The following is a 20,487-nucleotide window of genomic DNA, read 5'->3' as shown; positions in this document are numbered from 1 at the left end:
ACATGTTCAAACATCTATTTGCCGCAGCGGCCCTTGCCGCGATGACCGCGCCCGCAGCTTTTGCCGCTGATCTTGAAGGCCGCGTGCTGAAGATCGGGACAGATGCCACTTATCCGCCGATGGAAACCGTGGATGAAACAACGGGTGAGATCGTGGGCTTCGACGTGGATGTGATGAATGCGATCTGCGCCAAGGTCAATTGCGTGCCCAACTTCGTCAACACCGCCTGGGACGGCATCTTTGCCGCGCTTCAGCAGGGTGAGTTCGATCTGGTGATCTCGGGCGTGTCGATCACCGATGAACGCGAAGAGACCATGGATTTTTCCGAACCCTACATCATCGTCAGCCAGGCCATCCTGCTGCAGGTGGACAATGGCGACATGACGCTGGATGACTTCAAGGCCGGGGGTCAGAAACTGGCCGCGCAGACCGGCACCACCAACGCACAACTGGCCGAAGAACTGGTCGGGCGCGAGAATGTCAGCCTGTATGACAACTTCTCGGCCGCCATTCTGGCGCTGCAAAACGCCGATGTGCAGGGCGTGATCATCGACGGCACCTCGGCTTCGGCTTACGAGCAGGAGTTCGCCGGAGAGCTGACCGTGGGCATCACCGGCCTGCAATCCGACCCGCTGGGCATCGTGTTTCAGGAAGGCGACCCGACCGTGGATGCGATCAACACCGGGCTGGCCGCCATTCAGGAAGACGGCACTTTGGACGAACTGAAAGCGAAATACTGGGGCACCAACTAATCCCATAAGACACGAACAGCCCCGGCGGACCCAATCGCCGGGGCTTTGACTTAGCGGAGAACCCCATGTCGCGCCTCAGCTCGATCCGCCCGAGCAACCTTGTGTTGCTCGCCGCCGCGCCGTTTATCATTTACCTGTTCGCCACGTCGTCGAAATACCTGCGGTCCCTGGTGGCCATTCTGGGGATCGGCAACAATGCAGGGCCGATCTTTGTGGGCTTTCTGCTGGTCCTGACGGCCGCAATCCTTGGATACCTCTGCGCCCGGCACACCCGGTTCCAATCGCAAGCCCCCCTTTGGTTGCGCCTCGCCGCGCTGGCAGCGTTTCCGGTGGCGGTTGGCTTGTCGATACTGGCCCTTGTCGCACCGCAAATGCTGATGCCTTTCGCCGAATCCGTGTTCTTTCATGCCCTCAGCGAAAACACGTCGACCCTGATTGACCGGTCCAACCAAACCTGGGTGCTGTTCCCCGAGGTGGTCGCGCAGGTGCAGACGGGTTTACAGGTTTTGCTGGCAGCTTACGCAGTGATCATTGCGCTGTGTTCGGTCTCGGGCCGTTTGCCCAATCCGATGCGCGGGTATGTGCAGTTGGGGTTTGAAATCCTGACCGGGGCCGCATTGTTCTATCTGATGTTCATGGCCCATTGGCAGTTTGCCACCGGCGTCGCCATCACATTCCGCGCGGCGATCTTTGCCTACATATTTGCGGCCATCCTTGGGCTGATCTGGGTGGGGCTGCAATCGTTCAAGGCCAGGGCGCGTACGACGATGATCTACGGGGCGATCAGCCTGTCGTTGCTGGCCATTTCGACGTTTTTCTTCATGCAGCCAAAGGTGAGCTATATCCTCGTCGGCAGCACCGAGGCGCGGATCGCCATCGTGCGCGGCACGCCGCAAGCGCAGGCCGATATCATCCGGTTTGGCGAATTCGACGGCGGAGGAGATCAACAATACCGCATCCGCAGCGCAACCGATGCGGCCAGCGCGTTGGAGCAGATCGAAACCGTCGACAGCGTCTCGGGTGCGTTTGTGCCGGTCGAGGCGCATACACAAGGCTATCCGGTGTTGTGGCAGACCAGCTTTCTACCGGACAAGTTCCGCAATCCGGCGCTGGCCTTTGCGGTGTTCGGTTTCCTGCTACTGACCCTGACTATTGGTGGCGCGCAACACAAACTGCATCCGCTTGCGGTTGGGGCTGAGTTCTTTGTGGACACGATCCGGGGCATTCCGATGCTGGTGATCATCCTCTATATCGGTCTGCCTCTGGCCGGGGCCGTGAAAGATGCGACCGGCGGCGGTATCGACATGACCAACATGACGCGGGGGATTATCGCCATTTCGGTCGGATATTCCGCTTACATGGCCGAGATTTTCCGGTCCGGGATCGAAGCCATCCCCAAGGGACAGTTGGAGGCAGGCAGCACTCTGGGCCTGTCCCGTTGGCAAACAGCGCGGCTGATCGTGCTACCGCAGGCGCTGCGGATCGTGACGCCGCCTTTGGGCAACGAATTCATCGCGATGATCAAGGACACCTCGCTGCTGTCGATCCTGTCGGTGCGTGACATGACCCAGCGGATGCGAGAGTTTCAGGCCGCCAGCTTCCTGCCCTTTGCGCCCTTCAATACGGCGGCGATCCTGTATGTCGTGATCACTTTGGGCTGCGCCAGCTTCCTGAAATGGATCGAACGCCGCACCGCGAAGGACACCAGATGAGCCGGTTGGAACTTGGGGTTTGCTACTACCCCGAACAATGGGACCCGTCCCAATGGCGTGACGATGCGGCACGGATGGTCGAAATGGGGCTGGATTGGGTGCGCATTGCCGAATTCACCTGGGGGCTGATCGAGCCAAAACGCGATCAGTTCGAATGGGGCTGGCTGGATGAGGTGATCGGCATTCTGGGCGATGCGGGCCTGCGTGTGATGATGTCGACACCGACAGCCTCGCCGCCAAAATGGCTGATAGATGAGCACCCCGAGATCCTGCCCGTCGGCCCTGACGGCCGCGTGCGTGGGTTCGGGTCGCGCAGGCATTATTGTTTCTCCAGCGATGTTTATTTGGAAGAAGCCCGGCGTATCGCGACCGAATACGCGCGGCGGTACGGCCAGAACCCGCATGTTCATGCCTGGCAAATCGACAATGAATACAATGACCACGACACGGTGCTGAGCTATTCGGACGCCGCCCGCGACGGGTTCCGCCGCTGGTTGCGGGACCGTTACGGCTCGATTGAGGCATTGAACGAAAGATGGGGTACGGTGTTCTGGGGGATGCTCTATTCCAGCTTTGACCAGATCGAATTGCCCAACGGGCTGGTTGCGACGCCGAACCCGACCCATGCGCTGGATTTCGCGCGCTATTCTTCGGATCGGGTCCGGATTTTCAACAAGGCGCAGGCGGATATTCTGCGGGAATATGCGCCGGGCCGGGACATCACCCACAACTTCATGGCAGGTAGTTTCGAGTTCGATCACCACGCCGTTGCCAAGGATCTGGATATAGTCGGGTTTGACAGTTACCCGCTAGGCAACCTGTTGGGATCGACCCTGTCAGACAAGGAAAAGCACCGCTACCTTCGTAGCGGCGCGCCGGATTATCAGGGATTTCACTGCGACCTCTATCGCTCGCAAGGGCGGGGGCGGGTGTGGGTGCTGGAACAGCAGCCCGGCCCGGTGGACTGGGCCGAGAAGAACCCCTCGCCTGCGGATGGCATGATCCGGCTTTGGACCTGGGCCGCCTATGCCCATGGCGCGCAGGCCGTGATGTTCTTTCGCTGGCGGCAGGCCCGCTTCGCGCAAGAGCAATATCACACCGCGCTGCTTCGTTCCGATGGCAGCGCGGATCAGGCGGCAATTGAACTGGCGCAGGTGGCGGTCGAGCGCGATACGTTGCCTCCGGTACAGCGGGAAAGGGCGCAGGCGGCGATCCTGCTGGATTATACCTCGGTCTGGGCCGCCGATATTCTGCCCCATGATGACGCCTTTCCAAACGCCCATATCCTGCGGGAATGGTATGCCGGATTGCGCGCGCAGGGCGTTGATCTGGATTTTATAGGGCCAGATGACGACCTGTCCGGGTATCGCCTGATCGTAATCCCTCAGGCCATGATCGTTTCTGTTGCACTGGCGGAAAAGCTTCAGGCCAGCAAGGCCAAACTGCTGATCGGCGCGCGCGCTGGCAGCAAGACCGAGGACATGCACACGCCGCCAAATCTGGCCCCCGGCGTTCTGTCCGATCTGGCGGGTGTCCGGGTTCTGCGGGTGGAATCGCTTCCCGATCTGGCACAGGAATCCGTCCGGATGCCCGATGGAACAACGTATCCCTTCACGGGCTGGCGCGAGGTCATCGAGACCGGCGATCAGGTACTTGGCTGTTTTTCAAGCGCTTACCGGGACGGAAGCCCGGCGATTGTGCGGTCGGACCGGGCGACTTATCTGGCCATGATCCCGCGCGGCGACCTGTTACAGGCTGTTTTGGCAGACGTTCTGGACTGGGCCGGACTACGGAAAACTGACTGCGGGCCTGATCTGCGGATCACCCGCCGGGGTGATCTGTGCTTTGCCTTCAACTTCGGCCCCGATGAAAAGGATCTTAAATTCGACGATTCACGCCAGTACGTTATTGGTAGTTCGAGAATCCCGCCCTATGGTATCGCTGTCTGGCACGAGTCGTGACACCCTCACGGAAAACACCGGACGTGGCTGCAAACTGGACTCATGGAAACTGGCAACTGTCACTTTTGGACAAAAAGCTCTGCCGCAACATTCTGGCCTGCAATCACATAACAAAAACAAACGTCCAACTATGGGAGACATCAAAATGGTAGAACGGAAATCCCTTTCCAGACGCACGGTGCTAAAAGGCGCAGGCGCGGCTGCATTGGCCGCACCGCTTTACAGCAAAAGCGCGCTGGCGTCGTCGGGTGAGATCAATATCCTGATGTGGTCGGACTATCTTCCGCCCAGTTTCATTGAAGAGTTCGAGACCCTGACCGGGATCAAGGTGAACTACACCGGTATCGGGTCGAACGAAGAAATCATCAACAAGATGAAGGCCACCAAGGGCCAGGGCTTTGACATCGTGTCGCCCACCAACAACCGCTCGCTTCAGTGGGAGCCGCTGGAACTGCTGCAACCGTTCGACATGAACAAGGTTCCGGTTGATCTGGTGAACCCGGCAATGGCCAAGATCGGGACCGACGCCTGGAACTTTGGTGACAGCGGCGCACACTGGCTGCCGCATATCTGGGGCACCGAAGGCATCGCCTATCGCACCGACCTGTGGCTGCCGGAAGGCGACGCGCCGTCCTATGGCGACGTCTGGTCGGAAGAGAACGCGGGCAAGACCATGGGCCGTGCACATTCGATGATGCTGGGCGCGGGTCTCTACATGGAACGCTCGGGCGAGATGGAGCCGGGTTCGGTCTGGGCCGCTTATGGTGACGAAGACACCATGCGCAAGGTCTGGGGTCAGATCACCGATTGGTGCGTAGCGCGCAAGGATCGGATCAAGCTGATCTGGAACGACGCGGATACGCAGAAAAACGGCCTGCTGAACGAAGGCGTTGTGGTCGGCCAGACCTGGGACGGCCCGCCGCTGGCCCTGAAATCGGCCGGTGAGCCTGTGCACTATCAGGCACCGGTCGAAGGTGCGATGGCTTGGGTCGACGGTATCTCGATGCCAACGGGTGCTGCCAATATCGATCAGGTCTATGCCTTCATCGATTTTGCCTATCAGGCGAAGCCGGCCGGTGTTGCGATTGATAGCCACGGGTACAACTCGCCCGTTCTTGGTGCCGACCAGTATTCGGGCGACACCTACAAGAAGAACTTTGCCGAGGCCTATCCGGGCGACTCGCTGGCCAACCTCAACCCATGGCCTGCCGAAGCGCCCTGGTACGCGGAAACCCGCACCGAGTTCGTCAACAAGTTCAAAAGCGCCTAAGCATTTCGAACCCCGGCCCCTTGCAGATGCGGGGGGCTGATCCCTGCGCGCCCTTGTGGCGCGACAGGCCTATCAGGGTGCGAAAATCATGTGCCCCAGACGGAGATATCTAAAATGAGTGCAGGGGTCGGAGTAGATCTGGAAAACCTGTGGATCCGTTTCGGCGATTTCGTCGCCGTGCGCGATGCCAATGTGAACATCAACGGAGGCGATTTCTTTTCGTTTCTTGGCCCCTCGGGCTGTGGCAAGACAACGATCCTGCGCGCGGTTTCGGGGTTTCTTGACCCCAGCGAAGGCAAGGTGCTGATCGGTGGCAATGATATGCGCGGGATCGGACCCAACAAACGCCCGACAGCACTGATCTTCCAGAACCTCGCGTTGTTCCCGCTGATGAAAGTGTGGGAGAACATCACCTTCTCGTTGGAGATCAAGGGGGCCAGCGCCGCGCAACGCCGCAAACGCGCGGACGAGTTGCTGGACATGATCGCGCTGCCGGGGCAGGGCGACAAACTGCCCAGCGAGCTTTCGGGCGGTCAGCGTCAGCGCGTCGCCATTGCCCGCGCGCTGTGCGCCGAACCCGACGTGTTGCTGCTGGACGAACCGCTTTCGGCGCTGGACCTGAAACTGCGCCAGCACATGCGCACCGAGCTGCGTGAGATTCAACAGCGCGTCGGCATCACCTTCATCTACATTACCCACGATCAGGGAGAAGCGCTGACCATGTCGGACAATATCGCCGTCATGCGCGCCGGAGTGATCGACCAGATTGCCGATGGCAAAACGATTTACAACGATCCCAACACGGCCTTTGCGGCCTCATTCGTGGGCGAAAACAACGTGTTCCGTGGCAAGATCAAGCAGGTGATGGGCAACGAGGCGCTGATCGCGACCAACCGCTCGGGCGATCTGGTGGCGCGAATTTCGTCCGCCAATCAGGGCAAGATGAAAGAGGGCGACGACGCGATGATGTTCATCCGCCCCGAGGCATTTGCCATTGCCCCGGATGGCGCGACCGGAGATCACTTTGTCACCGCCCGCGTCAATCATGAGGAATTCGAGGGCAACGTTTTCAACATCTTCACCGAAGGGGATGGCGGGAAAGAGATCAAGGTATCTCTGCCAAACCTGGGGCAATCCTTCGAAGATCACACCGGCCAGACCATCACGCTGGAATACGAGGCCCGCAATGCGGTTCTGGTTCCTGCGGGTGAACTGGCGGCAGAGTAAGGGGTTCAACAGATGCCCCGATTTCTGAAAGACTTCTTCAACCGCAATGGCACCGGCATGGGGTTGATGATCCTTGGTCTGGTCCTGTTCTGGACCATTGGCCTGATCATCCTGCCGCAATTGTCGATGCTGGACTTTTCGTTCCGTCCCAACCTGCCGCCGCCTGAAATTGGTGGCCCCAAGGACGTCTATACGCTGGAGAACTACAAATACCTGATCTACGGCCCCGAAGGCGGCAGTCAGGCTTACAACGCGGTCGATCTGCGCGTGTTCTTCCGAACGTTGCTGGCGGCGGTCTGTGTGACGATCTTCAACCTGATCCTGTGCTACCCGATTGCCTATTACCTGGGTCAGTCCAAGGGCAATCACATCCGCATTTTCGCGATCATGCTGATCATCCCCTATTGGATCAACGAGATCCTGCGCGCCTTTGCCCTGCGGATCATCTTTGGTGAGACCGGGGTTCTGAACACCCTGTTCATGGGTCTGGGTATCTGGGATACGCCGTTCGATTTCATCCGCAACGACATCGCGCTCTATGCCGGTTTGGGCTACGCCTATATCCTGCTGATGATCTTCCCGATGTATAACGTGATCGAAAGTCTCGACGGCAATCAGATCGAGGCCGCGCGCGATCTGGGTGCCCCATGGTGGCGCATTCACTGGCGGGTCGTGATCCCCTATGCCAAGCCGGGCATCAGTTCGGGCTGTACGATGGTCTTCATGCTGTCCGCCGGTGCGCTGGCCGCGCCGCAAATTCTGGGCGGGCCGTCCAGCCTGTGGTTCACGCAGCTGATCTATCAGCAATTCAACGACAACAATGACTGGCCACAAGGGGCCGCCTACGCCATCGTGCTGCTGGTGACCTGTATCCTGTTCGTGCTGGCCGTGATGCGCCTGTTCAAGGTGAACATGGGGGATATCGGGAAATGAATAATTCCTTCCTCCGCATAAGTATCTGGGTCTATCTGACGATCTTCTTCCTGTACCTGCTGGGACCGCTGGTGATCATGTCGATTACCGCCTTCAACTCGCCCAGCTTCCCCAGGATGAGCCCGTGGGAATGCCTGACCTTCCAGTGGTTCGGAGAGCTGTTTCAGGATCAACGCATCCTGAACGGCATCAAGAACTCGCTGATCATCGGGGCCGGGACGGTTGTTCTGTCGGTGGCGATGGGTTTGGCCGGGGCGCTGCTGCTGACGCAGATCTGGCCCAAGCTGCGCGCCACCTACTACACGATCATCATCGCACCGATCCTGATCCCGGGTGTTGTTCTGGGTATCTCGACGCTGGTGTTCTGGGACCGGATCAACCGGATGCTGGGCCTGGGTGCGGACAGCGTGCTGTCGAACGGGATTTTCCTGACGGTGATCGGCCAGTCCACCTTTATCGCCAGCTATTGCATGCTGGTTCTGGTGGCGCGTCTGCAACGCTATGACGTGGCCCTGACCGAGGCGGCGCTGGACCTGGGTGCAACCCACGCGCAGGCGTTCCGCAAGATCCTGCTGCCCTTCATGCGCCCGGCGATTGCGTCGGCGGCGGTGCTGGCGTTTCTCGCCTCGTTCGAGAACTACAACACCACCACCTTCACCTTTGGCGAATACCCGACGCTGACCATCGAACTGGCGCAGAAGGTGCGTTATGGCATCACGCCTTCGATCTCGGCGCTGGCCTTTATCATCGTGGTTCTGACGGTGTTCTTTGCCCTGCTGAACGAGGCCAAGCTGAAGCGTCAGGAACTGGTGGCCGCAGCGCGCAAGAACGCCACTGTTGAAGAACTGGCAGGCAAGATCAAACTGCCCAGCTTCTTCGCGGGCAACATGGCCGCAGTTCTGCTGGTGGTCTTTGCGGTTGCGACGATCACGGTCGTGGGCACGGCTACGGCCTACAACCCCGGCCAGTGCATTGCCGACGTGCGCGAGCAAAAGCAGCTGGAAGCCGAACAGCGCATTCAGGAACTGCGCAAGCAGCGCGAGGAGCGCCGCAAACAGCGTGAGGCGGAAGAGGCCGAACAAGGCACAACGCAAACCGCGCCGAAACCGTCGAACAACAGCGGGTTCGGAAACGTGTTTGCCCCCAATGCGCTGGGTGGCGGAGAGGCCGAAGACGATGAGTCAGAGACCGAAGAGCAGCCATCAAACAATGGCGGCTTTGGCGGGGCCTTTGACCCCAACAGTCTGCAAAGCGACTAGTCGCAGGCTCTGAAAAACAGCCTCGGCCCGGACGGAAACTAGAACCGTTCGGACCGTTCGCGTTTCAGGATCAGGACATCGCAACCTGCAATGCGGTGACCGTTCCATTCAACGGCTTCGGCGTTGTAGTTGATCAGGAAAACCTGCTGGGCCGTTTCACGCTTTCGCAACCCGTCGGGCAGGGGATGCAGGGTCAGCCCTGTCGTTTCCGCAGCCATCGCAATGACGCGATCCCACAGCGCCTCATCCGGGAACCCGGCCAGATACCACAATCCACCGTCCCCTTTCAGGGCCGGGGTTCCATCCTCAAAGCTCAGCAGGTCGGGGGCGGCACCGGATACCCGGTCAATCCAGTGCTGTGCCGATCCGCCGCCTGCCACAGGGCGCTGGATACTCGGTGGCAGCGTCTCGACCAGATCGACGTCGCAGTCCAAACCGTTCAAACCGGGGCGGCCCGTCGTGGGGATTTGGAAATCGCTGGTGATGGCCCCGGCTCGCGGGCCGAGAATGGCCAGATCGCTGGCGTCTGACAGACGCTGTTCCAGGCCCTCATCCACCGTCGCCAACCCCGGCGCAAGGATCATCGCGTAGCCGTCGGGAATGGCGTTCGCCGGGACGAAATCCACCGACAACCCGGCCCGCCGCAGCGCGCGATAGGCCGAGAACACCAATCGGAAGTAATCAAACCCGGCACCCTGAGGTTGCGTTATCCACGCCCAGTCCGAGGCATAGTCGAACAGGATCGCCACGCGGGCCTGTTCCTGCTGAATCTCGCCCAAGGTGGCCAGATCATCGGCTGTCTGGCGCGCCTCGGCCAATGCCGGGGCAGGGCGATTGCCTGGCGTCAGTAATCCGGCATGCATTTGTTCCTGCGCAAAGGGTGCTTGCCGCCAGCGGAAGTAACTGACCACTTCGGCGCCATGCGCCACCGCCTCAAGCGACCACAGACGGACCATGCCGGGAAGGGGGGCCGGGTTGTACGGGGCCCAGTTCACCGGGCCGGGTTGCTGTTCCATCACCCACCAGCGGCCCCGCCCGACAGCGCGATACAGGTCATGATGGAAGGCCTGCATATCCGGGTCGCCCTGTTGCAGGTATTTGGTTTTGTGCTCCGCACCGTCCTCCAGCCGATCCGACAGGAACCCAAGCGGATAGCTGTCCCAGGTGGCGATATCCAGATCGGCGCCCACATCGAAATGGTCGAACTCCAGCACGCGGCCCATATAGTTGTGCAGCAGGGGCGCATCGGTCAGATCCCGCAGCACCTCCACCTGCGCCTTGTTGAACGCCACCACCTGATCCGAGCTAAAGCGGCGAAAGGCCAGAACATGAGCCGGATTGGGTTCCGTTACGGTCAGGTTGGGCAGGTCGATCTGGTCGAAACTGCTGTATTCCATCGACCAGAACACATTCCCCCACGCTTCGTTCAGCGCCTGGACCGAGCCATAGCGATCCGCCAACCAGCGCCGAAACGCGTTCAGGGCGGGGGGGCTGTAGCTGAGCGTGGTGTCATGACAGCCATATTCATTGTCGATCTGCCAGGCCGCAACATGCGGATTTCGGCCATAGCGCTCACCCATGATCCGGGTGATCCGCGCGCAGTCCTCAATGTATCCACGATGGCTGAAACAGTAATGCCGCCGCGAGCCGAACTTGCGAACCTGACCCTGAGCATCGACGGCCAACATATCCGGGTGTTTGTCCAGCATCCAGCGCGGGGGCGTGGCTGTTGGCGTACCAAGAACAACCTTCAGGCCCGCCGCGCCCAGCGTATCGATAGCGCGATCCAGCCAGTCGAATTGCAGGTCGCCCGGCGATGGCTCCATCCGGCTCCAGGCGAATTCACCGATCCGCACCCAGCGCAAGCCCGCCTCAATCATGCGCGCAACGTCTTCGGCCCAAACAGCCTCGGGCCAGTGTTCGGGGTAATAACAAACGCCAAGTTCTGGCTTCATAAGAGGACTCTGTGTTCTGCCTGACCCTGACCGGCATTCAGCGCGGTAAAGGTCATTCCGTTGGAAGGTTGGGTTTGGATCGCCTCGGCGCTCAGGCCTTCGCGGGCTGTGGTGCAAAAAAGCGTTGTCAGTTCAGCGCCGCCAAAGGCCGGGCATGAGGTATGGGCCGCATCGAAACGCACCGAATGCAGGTATTTGCCCGAGCGGTCATAGGCGGCAACCCGGTGGTCGCCCCATTGCGCGATCCAGATATTGCCCGCCGCATCGACCACAGCGCCATCCGGGTTCAGCCTGTCGGTCCACAGGTCCAGAAACACCGACGCCTCGCCTTCGGGCCATCCGGTTTCGGCGTTCAAAGGCCAGCGCATGACCTGCCGCGTCTTTGTGTCGGCATAGTAGGCGCATGAACGATCCGGCGCGAAACAGATCGCGTTCGAGATGGTCACATCGGGAACAAGGCGGCGCAACTCGCCCTGCCAAAAGCGGTAAATCGAACCGGCACCCGGCTCGGCCCGCTTGCCCATGGTGCCGATCCAGAACCCACCCCACGGGTCCGCGCGCCCGTCATTCGACCGGGTGATCGGGTTGTCGGCCTCCAGCGCCACCACCAGATCCTTGCGCCCCGTGGTCAGGGAAAACCGCCACAGCCCGGTTTCGGACGCGATCAGCAACGTATCGTGATCCACCCAACCCGCGGCTGAGACATGTTCGGAAAAGTCCCAACATTTCTGTTCGCCTGCTTCCTGGGTCATCAGACGCTTGTTCAGGATATCAAACCAGAATAGCTGTTGCCGTTCGGGATGCCACAACGGGCCTTCGCCCAATTCGCAGGGGCGGTTGTCGAAAACGGCGCTCATCCCACGGCCTCGTCATAGGCGGCAACAATCCGGATGGCCCGTTCCGAGATTTCGGCGATGTCCATACCCGGCTTAAACAGGGCCGACCCAATGCCGAACCCGTCTGCGCCTGCGGCGAGCCACTGATCGAAATTCTCGGGCCCTGCACCGCCGACGGCAAAAACCAGTGTCCCTTGCGGCAGAACCGGGCGCAGCGCGGCCAGACCGGATGGTCCGGCGGTGACGCCCGGAAACAACTTTAGACCGGTGGCCCCGGCTTTCAAGGCGGCAAAAGCTTCGGTCGGCGTGTATACACCCGGCCAGCTTTGCAGGTTTAGCGCAATCGTGCGCGCAATCACCTCGGCGTCGAAGTTCGGTGACACAATCAGTTTCCCACCGGCCTGTGCGACATCCTCTACCTGTTGAACGGTCAACACCGTCCCCGCACCTATTAACGCCTGCTCTCCGAAGGCAGCGGCCAATCGGGCGATGCTGTCCAGCGGGTCGGGTGAGTTCAGCGGCACCTCGATCCGGTCGATGCCCGCATCGATGATGACACGTCCGACGGTTTCAGCCTCCGATGGCTTCAACCCGCGCAGAATGGCGATGATCGGGCGGCTCATGCGGTTTCCTTCGTCAGCGTGCGGGCCAGTGCCAGACCGGCCAGAGTGGAGAGCGTGGCATCCGCCGTCTCGACGAATGCGCCCTGTTGCTGCAGGGCTTGCGCATAGATCTTCGAAACCTCGTCCGCGCCGATAATAGCCAGTTGCTGGCCCAGCCAATAAGGCCGGGTCGCAGCCAGTTCGGCCCCGATCAACAGGCCGGACAGACGCGCCCGGGCGATGGACTTGTCCTGCCCTTGCAACAGGTCCGCTGCGCGCAGACCAAACAAACGGCCCGCCAGATTTTCCGGTTTTGACAAGGTGTCTGCCACAGCCTCGGCAAAGGCCGTTTCATCCCAACCTTCGCCGACCGAATGTTTCAGAACCGATTGCCCGCACAGCAGGTCAAACATCTCGCCCGTCATGAAGGTGCGGAAGCTGATCACTTCGCCCGCGCTGACCTGCACCCATTTGGTATGGGTGCCGGGCAGGCACAGCACACCGTCCCAGTTCTGGTGCCCGGCCAGAAATCCGGCGATCTGGGTTTCTTCGCCCCGCATCACATCTGGCGGCGTCGCTTGTTTCAGACCCGGCACGATAAAGGCCCGGATACGCGGATCGGTGCCGGGAACACGAACCGGCGCATTTGGTACGGGGGCCGAGGGCACAGCGGCATAAGGCGCTTCGGCCCAGCCTTGCCGCGCGCCAACCATGCCACAGGCGACGACATCGACGGGCGCATCGCCCAGCCAATCTTGCACCAGCGCCAGCAGCGCAGATTGAAACGCGCCCGGCGCAACTCGGGCCATGCCCAGATCACTCTGCGCCTGATCCAGCACCGTGTCGCCCTGCATGGCCCAGGCCCGTAAGTGAGAGGTTCCCCAATCGACAGCAATCCATTCGGTCTTCATCGCGTCACCCCGATACCACTACGCCGCCGTCAACGGCCATGCACTGCCCGGTCATGGCGCGGCTGGCCTGAGACGCCAGAAACAGGGTCGGTGCGATCATGTCCTCGGGCGTCAAGTGTTCTTTCAGGCATTGGCGATCCATATGGGCGGCCAGATCTTCGGGCGTGGCCCACATATCCAGTTGTTTCTGTGTCAGCACCCAGCCCGGGGCCAAGGCGTTGACGCGGATGTTCTGCGGCCCCAACTCGCGCGCCAAGGACCGCGTCATGCCGGTGATCCCGGCATTCGAGGTCGTGTAGATCGGATAGCCCGCATTGCCCATCATGTAACTGATCGAGCTGAAATTGACGATGGCACCGCCCTTATCCTGCATTTGCCGCGCGGCTTCCTGACAGGCGAAGTAATAGGCCTTGAGGTTGACCTCGATCATCCAGTCCCAGAAATCGGTTGTGGTTTCTTCCAGCGCGTGGCGTTTGTCATTGGCCGCGTTGTTGATCAGCACATTCAGGGGTCCCTGCGCCTCGGCGGCTTTTTGCATGGTGGCGTGCAACAATTCGGTGTCGGTCATGTCGCCCTGCATGAACAGCGGGGCGCGACCGTGTTTATCACGCATTTCTTCGACAAAAGCGCTGGCGTCCGAGCGGCCGATGAAGGCAACGTTCGCCCCTTGCGCCAGGAACCCGTCGGTCAGGGCTGCACCGACGCCCGAGCCGCCGCCGGTGATGTAGACAGACGCCCCGTTCAGGTCGTGGAATGTGGCGGATTGGGTCATCAATGGCTCTCTCTGGTCACAAGGCGGGTATCCTTGCCGACAAGGAAATCAAGGTCTGCGCCCTGATCGGCTTGCAGCACGTGGTCGATATAGAGTTTTGCATAGCCGCGGGTGTAGTGCGGGTCGTCCGGTTGCCATGCCGCGCGGCGAGCGTCCAGTTCCTTTTCATCGACCAGAAGTTCCAGTTCGCCCTTACTGGTCGAAACGCGGATACGGTCGCCGGTTTTGACCAGCGCCAGAGTGCCACCCGCCTGCGCCTCGGGGCTGACATGCAGGATCACAGTGCCATAGGCGGTGCCCGACATGCGCGCGTCCGAAATGCGGATCATGTCGCGCACGCCCTCTTTCACCAGCTTGGCCGGGATCGGCATGTTGCCGACTTCGGGCATACCGGGATAGCCCTTGGGGCCGCAGCCTTTGAGCACGAGAATGGTCTCGGGCGTTACCGGCAGATCGTCGCGGTCGATATTGGCTTTCAGGTCTTCGATGTTTTCGAAAACGTAAGCTTCGGCTTCAGTTTCCAGTAACTCATCTGTCGCCGCGGAAGGCTTTACGATTGCTCCGTTCGGCGCGAGGTTGCCACGCAGAACGCGTAGGCCAGCGGCGGGTTTCACCGGATCGTTGAACGGTCGAATGACGTCTGTGTTGAAACACTCGGCCCCTTCGTAATGGGCCGAGATGTCTTTGTTCAGCACCGTCTTGGCCGGACGCAGGAAGGGTTTGAGTTCGCTCAACACGACCGGCACGCCGCCTGCGTAACAGAAATCCTCCATCAGGTATTTGCCCGAGGGCATACAGTTCACCAGCAGGGGGATTTCGGACCCGATCTCAAAGTCTTTCAACGTCAGATCGACGCCGACACGACCCGCCAACGCGAGCAGGTGAACCACCGCGTTGGTGGAACCTCCAACGGCTGCGTTGGCGAGGATGGCGTTTTCAAACGCCTCTTTGCTCAGAATGTCGGATGGTTTGAGGTCTTCATCCACCATCTCGACAATCCGCTTGCCGGTCAGATGCGCCAGCGCCATGCGGCGGGCGTCAACTGCGGGCAGGGCGGCATTGGTGGGCAGGGACATGCCCATCGCCTCGACCAGCGACGCCATAGTCGAAGCCGTGCCCATGGTCATGCAAACCCCGGCGCTGCGCGACATGCCGGATTCGGCGTTCATGAAATCTTGCAGCGTCATCTCTCCGGCGCGCACGGCCTCAGAGAATTTCCAGACATCGGTGCCCGAGCCGATATCCTGACCGCGATACTTGCCGTTCAGCATCGGGCCGGAACTGACCACGATTGAGGGCAGATCAACTGACGCAGCGCCCATCAACTGCCCCGGTGTGGTCTTGTCACAGCCGCCCAGCAGGACAACGCCGTCGATGCCATAGGCGCGGATCGACTCTTCTACATCCATGGCCAGCAGATTGCGGAACAGCATAGCCGTGGGTTTCATCTGAGTCTCGCCCAGAGACATGACGGGGAACTCGACAGGGAAGCCTCCGGCCTCCCACACACCGCGTTTCACGCCTTCGGCCAGATCGCGCAGACCCGAATTGCACGGCGTTAGTTCCGACCAGGTGTTGCAGATGCCAATGATGGGCCGCCCGTCAAAGGCGTGATCGGGAAAACCCTGGTTTTTCATCCATGAGCGGTGGATGAACCCATCCTTGTCGAGTTTACCGTACCAATGTTGTGAGCGGCGTTTTGTCATTCTGGTTTGCTTCTTCGTGGCTCGGGTTGGAAGTGAGTATTTGAAAAAAGATGAAGATCACGCTGCCTTGGCCGGGCGGCACCAATCGGGCAGCCAGTCCGCATGTGCCGTCAAAAGGTCCGTGACAAGGCTGCGGATCTGACGCAGGTCCAGCTCTGCGGCGGTGTGCGGGTCCATCACGGCGGCGTGGTATATATATTCCGGGTTCTGATCGACCAGCGCGCGAACCGTCAGTTCCTGCACGTTGATCTGGCTGCGCATCAGCGCGATCAGTTGCGGCGGGATGTCGGTAACGACCGAGGGCTGAACGCCGTTGCTGTCCACCAGACAGGGGGTCTCGACCGCAGCGCCAAGGGGCAGTTGCGGGATTTGGCCAGTGTTGGGCAGGTTGCCATAAGCCACATAGGGCGTGTCGGTGACGATAGCGTTCATGAGATCGGCGGCGAATTCATGGCTGCGGGTGACAGTGATGTCACGGCCATCGGTCAGCGTCTTGGCCTGCTCTTTCCAGTTGGCGACCTGTTCAATGCAGCGGGTGGGGTATTCGTCCAGCGGGATCGAGAATTGCTCGATCAGATCCGAGCGCCCGTCCTTGATGAACCACGGAACGTATTCGGCCAGATGTTCCGAGCTTTCGGTGCAGAAATAGCCAAGATGGTCCATAACCTCATAACGCACCTTGTTGGGACAACGCGGCATCAGCAATGGCGGTTTGGGCAGGCGACCGCTGGCATAGCCTTGCCGCAGCGCGGGGTAAAGGTCGCGGCCTTGATGTTCCAGTTTCAGGAAAAAAGCGACGTGATTGACGCCCGCAACCTTGTAGCGGAATTCGTCCTTGGGCAGGTCCAGATCATGGGCCAGTTCCTCGACCGTGTTCTGGACCGAGTGGCACAGGCCCACCTGTTTAAGCGCCGGGAATTGTTCCGCCAGCGCCCATGTGTTGATCGCCATCGGATTGACGTATTGCAGCAGCGTCGCGTTGGGGCAAAGCTGCATCATATCTCGCGCCACGTCCCACAGAACTGGAACCGTGCGGAGCCCGCGCATGATGCCACCGACTCCCAGCGTGTCGGCAATGGTCTGGCGCAGGCCGTATTGTTTGGGAATCTCGAAATCGGTGACCGTGCAGGGCTCATACCCGCCGATCTGGAAGGCGGTTATGACAAAGTCGGCCCCGTCCAGCGCGGCGCGGCGGTCAATATGCGTTGAAACGGTTGCGCCCGTACCGACCGAGCCGATCATCGCGCGGGCCACCGCTTCGCTTTCTGCCAGACGTTCGGGATTGATATCCATCAGCGCAAAGTGGCTGTCGGCCAGCGCAGGGGTCAGCAGCGCGTCGCCCACGATGTTCTGCATGAAGATCGTTGAGCCCGCTCCGACAAAGGCGATTTTGGTCATTTTGCAAACCTTTGGTTTGACGTTATTTTACGGCACCGAGGGTCAGGCCCGCGATGAAGTGTTTCTGCATCAGGAAGAACATGGCCACCGGCGGCAGAGCCGCGACGATGGAACCGGCACTCATCAATTGATAGGCGGCGCGGAATTGCGCGTTGAAACTGGTGATACCTGCGGTGACAGGCTGGCTTTCGGCACCCTGGGTCAGGACCACGGCCCAAAAATAGTCGTTCCAGATAAAGGTGAAAATTAGCACGCTGAGCGCCGCGATCGCGGGCTTCATCAGTGGCAGAACCACGTACCAGAAGATGCGCCATTCGCTGATACCCTCGACCCGCGCAGCCTCGATCAGTTCAAAAGGCAGGGCGCGGATGAAATTGCGCATGAACAGGGTACAGAATCCGGTCTGGAAGGCGATGTGGAACAAGACCAGCCCGGTTTTGGTGTTGTAGAGACCTAATTCCAGCGTCAGGTCGCGTACGGGAACCATCAGAATCTGGAACGGCACGAAATTGCCCGCGACAAACATGAAGAAGATCCAGAGGTTCGATTTGAACTTGTATATCCCCAGCGCGAACCCGGTCATGCAGCTAAGCGCGACACATCCGATCACCGTTGGGATGGTGATCAGGAAAGAGTTCATCAGATAGCGCGGCATGTCCGAGTTGAAGAAGACCTGGCCGTAGTTGAACGCGCCTTCAAAGCTCGACGGCATGCCCCAATAGTTCGCATTGGTAAAATCCGCAGCGGGTTTGACCGAGAACAAGGCGACCGCCAGCAGAGGGCCAAGCCACAGCAGAAGGGCGACTGGCAACATGGCCTGATAGGTGATCTGCGCCGCGCGCGGTTGTTTTTCTATGGGTTTGGGAAACATCTCAGTGCCCCCTTTCTTCGCGATACATCGACCACAGGAAGTAGGCGATGAAGCAGAGCATGATCAGGAACAGGATCACCGCGATGGCAGCGCCGTATCCCATGCGGAAGCCGTATTCGGACAGGGCGACCTCGAACATATAATAGGCCAACACGCGGGACGACCCGAACGGCCCCCCTTGGGTCATGATCGAAATCAGGTCGAACGACCGCAGTGCTCCGATGATAGTGACGACGAAGGCGATAAAGGTGGCCGGGCGCAGTTGCGGCAGGATGATGTGCCACAGCATCCGCGCGCCCTTTGCGCCGTCCAGCCGTCCGGCCTCGATCTGTTCGGGGTCCACGGCGTTCAGCCCGGTCAGGTAGAGGATCATGCAGTACGCGGTCTGCGGCCAAAGGCCCGCGAAGATGATGCCGTAGGTGACGAACCTCTCATCGCCCAGCACGTTGAGCGGGCCCATGCCAAAGAAGCCAAGAAACTCGTTCAGCAGACCAAAGGTCGGATCATAGAACCATGTGAAAACGAGGCCGACGACGACCTGTGAAATGACAAACGGGAAGAAGAACAGGGACTTATACAGGCGGATGCCCCAGACTGTTTGGTTCAGGAACAGCGCAATGAACAGGCCCGCCGGGATTGCCAGCAAGTAAAGGAGCAGCCAGATCAGGTTGTTTTTCAGCGAGATATAGAACGCATCCCGATCAACCCATTCCCAGTAGAGGTCCTCGTAGTTGCGGAAGCCCACATATTCCGCCGCGCCCAGCCCGTCCCATTCATAAAGCGACAGGTTGAAGGACTGGAAAACCGGGATGATCACATAGACCATAAAGAACAGCAGACCCGGGGCCAGAAACAGCCACGGCGCGATACGCTGTTGGTTGCGGTGGAACCAGCTTTCCTGTTCTGGGGCGTCTGCGGCAATGGTCATGGCGGCATTCCGGCTGAGGGGTGGCGGGCTGAAGCCCGCCCTACATTTGCAGTTTGGCGTAGGCCGGGCTTCAGCCCGGCCCTGTCCGTTTAGTTGTCGTAGATGCGCTGACGTGCGCGCTCCAGCTTGGCCAGGATACGATCAGCATTTTCCGGCTTGACCATGAATTCCTGGAAGCCTTCCATCGACACCTTTGCCATTTCGGCAGGCGCGTCACGATCCCAGAACTGGGCAACGCCGCCCGGACTGTTCGACGACAGCATGGTAAAGCCCTGCTGCAGGAACTTGTCGTCATCCACCGAGGACTGGGCGTTCACGGGAAGCTGACCAAGGTTCGCACCGTTGTTGATCTCGGTCTGTTCATCCGCCGAAACCACAAAGCGCAGGAATTCACGCGCGGCTTCCTTGTTCGACGCATTGGCCGGGATGTGGAACGTGTCGGTTGGCGCATCTTCGGCCAGTTCGACATCGGGGTTGATGGCAACAAACTGGTAGAAGTCCAGTTGATCGTCCGTCAGACCTGCCTCGCGCAGCGGAGCCACGGCGAAGTTACCCATCAGATAAGCAGCGGCTTCGCCATTGACCATGAAGGGCAGGGCCTCTTGCCAGCTATAGGTCTGGTGGTTGTCGATGAACGCGCCCATGTCGATCAGCTGCTTCCAGTTGGCGAAGGTCTGTTTGACCCGGTCGTCCTCCCAGCTGATTTCGCCATTGGCGAGCTGGTTGTGGAAGTCGAAGCCGTTGGTGCGCATGTTCAGGTAGTCGAACCAGCCACCGGCGGTCCACAGGAACTTGGTGCCGATGGTATAGCAGGCACGACCGGAATCGACGATCTTCTGGCAGTTGGCCAGTTCTTCTTCCCAGGTGGTCGGCTCGCTCAGGCCCAGTTCGTCAAAGATGTCTTTGCGATAGTAAACGCCCCACTGGTAGTAGGTATAGGGCACGCCCCACTGCTTGCCGTCGATGGTCATCGCGCCCTTGGTCGAGGCCAGATTGTCGGCAATCTCAGGTTCGGCCCACAGGTCGGACACATCTTCGAACAGACCTGCCTCGACATAAGGCTTCATCCGGTTGGCCGCGTACCAGGTGGCCACATCAGGCGTATCCGCCGTCAGGAAGTTGCGGATCTGGGTCTTGTAGGCTTCGCGGTCGATCACGGTGGTCTCGATCTCCAGCCCCGGGTGCTGCTCTCCGAACCGCTCGATCATCGCTTCCATCGTCGCGCGCGGCGCCGGGTTCGATGTATCGAGGAAGATTCGCAGTTCACCGGTCAACTCGGCCGCAACAGGCGCGGCAAGTGCCACACTGGCCGCCAAAGCAGCCGCAGTGCGCTTGAACATGGAATGCATGGTTTCCTCCCTTAAGCTTCCATTTTGTAGTTCCAAATATTGAAA

17 protein-coding genes are annotated in these 20,487 nt (G+C 60.0%); 7 read left to right on the top strand and 10 right to left on the bottom strand.

Annotated features, from left to right (window positions below):
- Positions 1 to 2: 2 nt before the first annotated feature.
- From ACR0E6_RS14750 to ACR0E6_RS14720, 7 genes are all read left to right on the top strand, one after another.
- Positions 3 to 752: a basic amino acid ABC transporter substrate-binding protein gene (locus ACR0E6_RS14750; protein WP_170522780.1), complete on the top strand. Its 750-nt coding sequence runs from the start codon at positions 3 to 5 to the stop codon at positions 750 to 752.
- 65 nt (positions 753 to 817) lie between these two features.
- On the top strand, positions 818 to 2,464 hold the full coding sequence (locus ACR0E6_RS14745; RefSeq protein ID WP_480584664.1) for an amino acid ABC transporter permease: 1,647 nt from the start codon (positions 818 to 820) through the stop codon (positions 2,462 to 2,464).
- Positions 2,461 to 4,425: a beta-galactosidase gene (locus tag ACR0E6_RS14740; protein ID WP_480584661.1), complete on the top strand. Its 1,965-nt coding sequence runs from the start codon at positions 2,461 to 2,463 to the stop codon at positions 4,423 to 4,425. The genes ACR0E6_RS14745 and ACR0E6_RS14740 overlap by 4 nt, the downstream gene beginning before the upstream one ends.
- A 145-nt stretch (positions 4,426 to 4,570) precedes the next feature.
- Complete coding sequence (locus tag ACR0E6_RS14735) at positions 4,571 to 5,695, top strand: extracellular solute-binding protein (RefSeq protein ID WP_170523054.1); 1,125 nt, start codon at positions 4,571 to 4,573, stop codon at positions 5,693 to 5,695.
- 114 nt (positions 5,696 to 5,809) lie between these two features.
- Positions 5,810 to 6,922, top strand: coding sequence for an ABC transporter ATP-binding protein (locus ACR0E6_RS14730; protein WP_480584658.1), 1,113 nt, complete (start codon positions 5,810 to 5,812; stop codon positions 6,920 to 6,922).
- A gap of 12 nt (positions 6,923 to 6,934) precedes the next feature.
- On the top strand, positions 6,935 to 7,855 hold the full coding sequence (locus tag ACR0E6_RS14725; RefSeq protein ID WP_170453799.1) for an ABC transporter permease: 921 nt from the start codon (positions 6,935 to 6,937) through the stop codon (positions 7,853 to 7,855).
- Entirely contained in the window at positions 7,852 to 9,114 is a 1,263-nt protein-coding gene (locus tag ACR0E6_RS14720; RefSeq protein WP_170632371.1) for an ABC transporter permease subunit, read from the top strand. The genes ACR0E6_RS14725 and ACR0E6_RS14720 overlap by 4 nt, the downstream gene beginning before the upstream one ends.
- Before the next feature lie 38 nt (positions 9,115 to 9,152).
- Here ACR0E6_RS14720 and ACR0E6_RS14715 read toward each other — a convergent pair whose 3' ends face one another.
- From ACR0E6_RS14715 to ACR0E6_RS14670, 10 genes are all read right to left on the bottom strand, one after another.
- Complete coding sequence (locus ACR0E6_RS14715) at positions 9,153 to 11,069, bottom strand: beta-galactosidase (RefSeq protein ID WP_480584654.1); 1,917 nt, start codon at positions 11,067 to 11,069, stop codon at positions 9,153 to 9,155.
- A complete protein-coding gene (locus ACR0E6_RS14710) occupies positions 11,066 to 11,926 on the bottom strand; it encodes an SMP-30/gluconolactonase/LRE family protein (protein ID WP_170453796.1) in 861 nt (286 codons plus the stop codon). Before ACR0E6_RS14710 ends, ACR0E6_RS14715 begins: the two co-directional genes overlap by 4 nt.
- Positions 11,923 to 12,528, bottom strand: a complete 606-nt coding sequence (locus ACR0E6_RS14705) for a 2-dehydro-3-deoxy-6-phosphogalactonate aldolase (protein WP_480584651.1) — start codon at positions 12,526 to 12,528, stop codon at positions 11,923 to 11,925. The genes ACR0E6_RS14710 and ACR0E6_RS14705 overlap by 4 nt, the downstream gene beginning before the upstream one ends.
- Entirely contained in the window at positions 12,525 to 13,418 is an 894-nt protein-coding gene (locus ACR0E6_RS14700; protein ID WP_480584648.1) for a 2-dehydro-3-deoxygalactonokinase, read from the bottom strand. Before ACR0E6_RS14700 ends, ACR0E6_RS14705 begins: the two co-directional genes overlap by 4 nt.
- Positions 13,419 to 13,422: 4 nt before the next feature.
- Positions 13,423 to 14,190, bottom strand: a complete 768-nt coding sequence (locus ACR0E6_RS14695) for an SDR family NAD(P)-dependent oxidoreductase (RefSeq protein ID WP_480584646.1) — start codon at positions 14,188 to 14,190, stop codon at positions 13,423 to 13,425.
- Positions 14,190 to 15,896, bottom strand: coding sequence for an IlvD/Edd family dehydratase (locus ACR0E6_RS14690; protein WP_480584643.1), 1,707 nt, complete (start codon positions 15,894 to 15,896; stop codon positions 14,190 to 14,192). Before ACR0E6_RS14690 ends, ACR0E6_RS14695 begins: the two co-directional genes overlap by 1 nt.
- A 57-nt stretch (positions 15,897 to 15,953) precedes the next feature.
- Positions 15,954 to 17,294 carry an alpha-galactosidase gene (gene melA, locus ACR0E6_RS14685; RefSeq protein WP_480584640.1) on the bottom strand — a complete coding sequence of 447 codons (1,341 nt, stop codon included), beginning with the start codon at positions 17,292 to 17,294 and terminating at the stop codon, positions 15,954 to 15,956.
- 22 nt (positions 17,295 to 17,316) lie between these two features.
- Complete coding sequence (locus ACR0E6_RS14680; protein ID WP_170453790.1) at positions 17,317 to 18,165, bottom strand: carbohydrate ABC transporter permease; 849 nt, start codon at positions 18,163 to 18,165, stop codon at positions 17,317 to 17,319.
- A gap of 1 nt (position 18,166) precedes the next feature.
- On the bottom strand, positions 18,167 to 19,093 hold the full coding sequence (locus tag ACR0E6_RS14675) for a carbohydrate ABC transporter permease (protein WP_170622165.1): 927 nt from the start codon (positions 19,091 to 19,093) through the stop codon (positions 18,167 to 18,169).
- Between the two features lie 89 nt (positions 19,094 to 19,182).
- Complete coding sequence (locus ACR0E6_RS14670; protein WP_480584637.1) at positions 19,183 to 20,442, bottom strand: ABC transporter substrate-binding protein; 1,260 nt, start codon at positions 20,440 to 20,442, stop codon at positions 19,183 to 19,185.
- Positions 20,443 to 20,487 lie beyond the last annotated feature (45 nt).

The sequence above is a fragment of the Ruegeria sp. AP12 genome (assembly GCF_056540025.1).
Note: the sequence above shows the minus strand (reverse complement) of the source record. Positions and strands in the feature narration are given on the sequence as shown.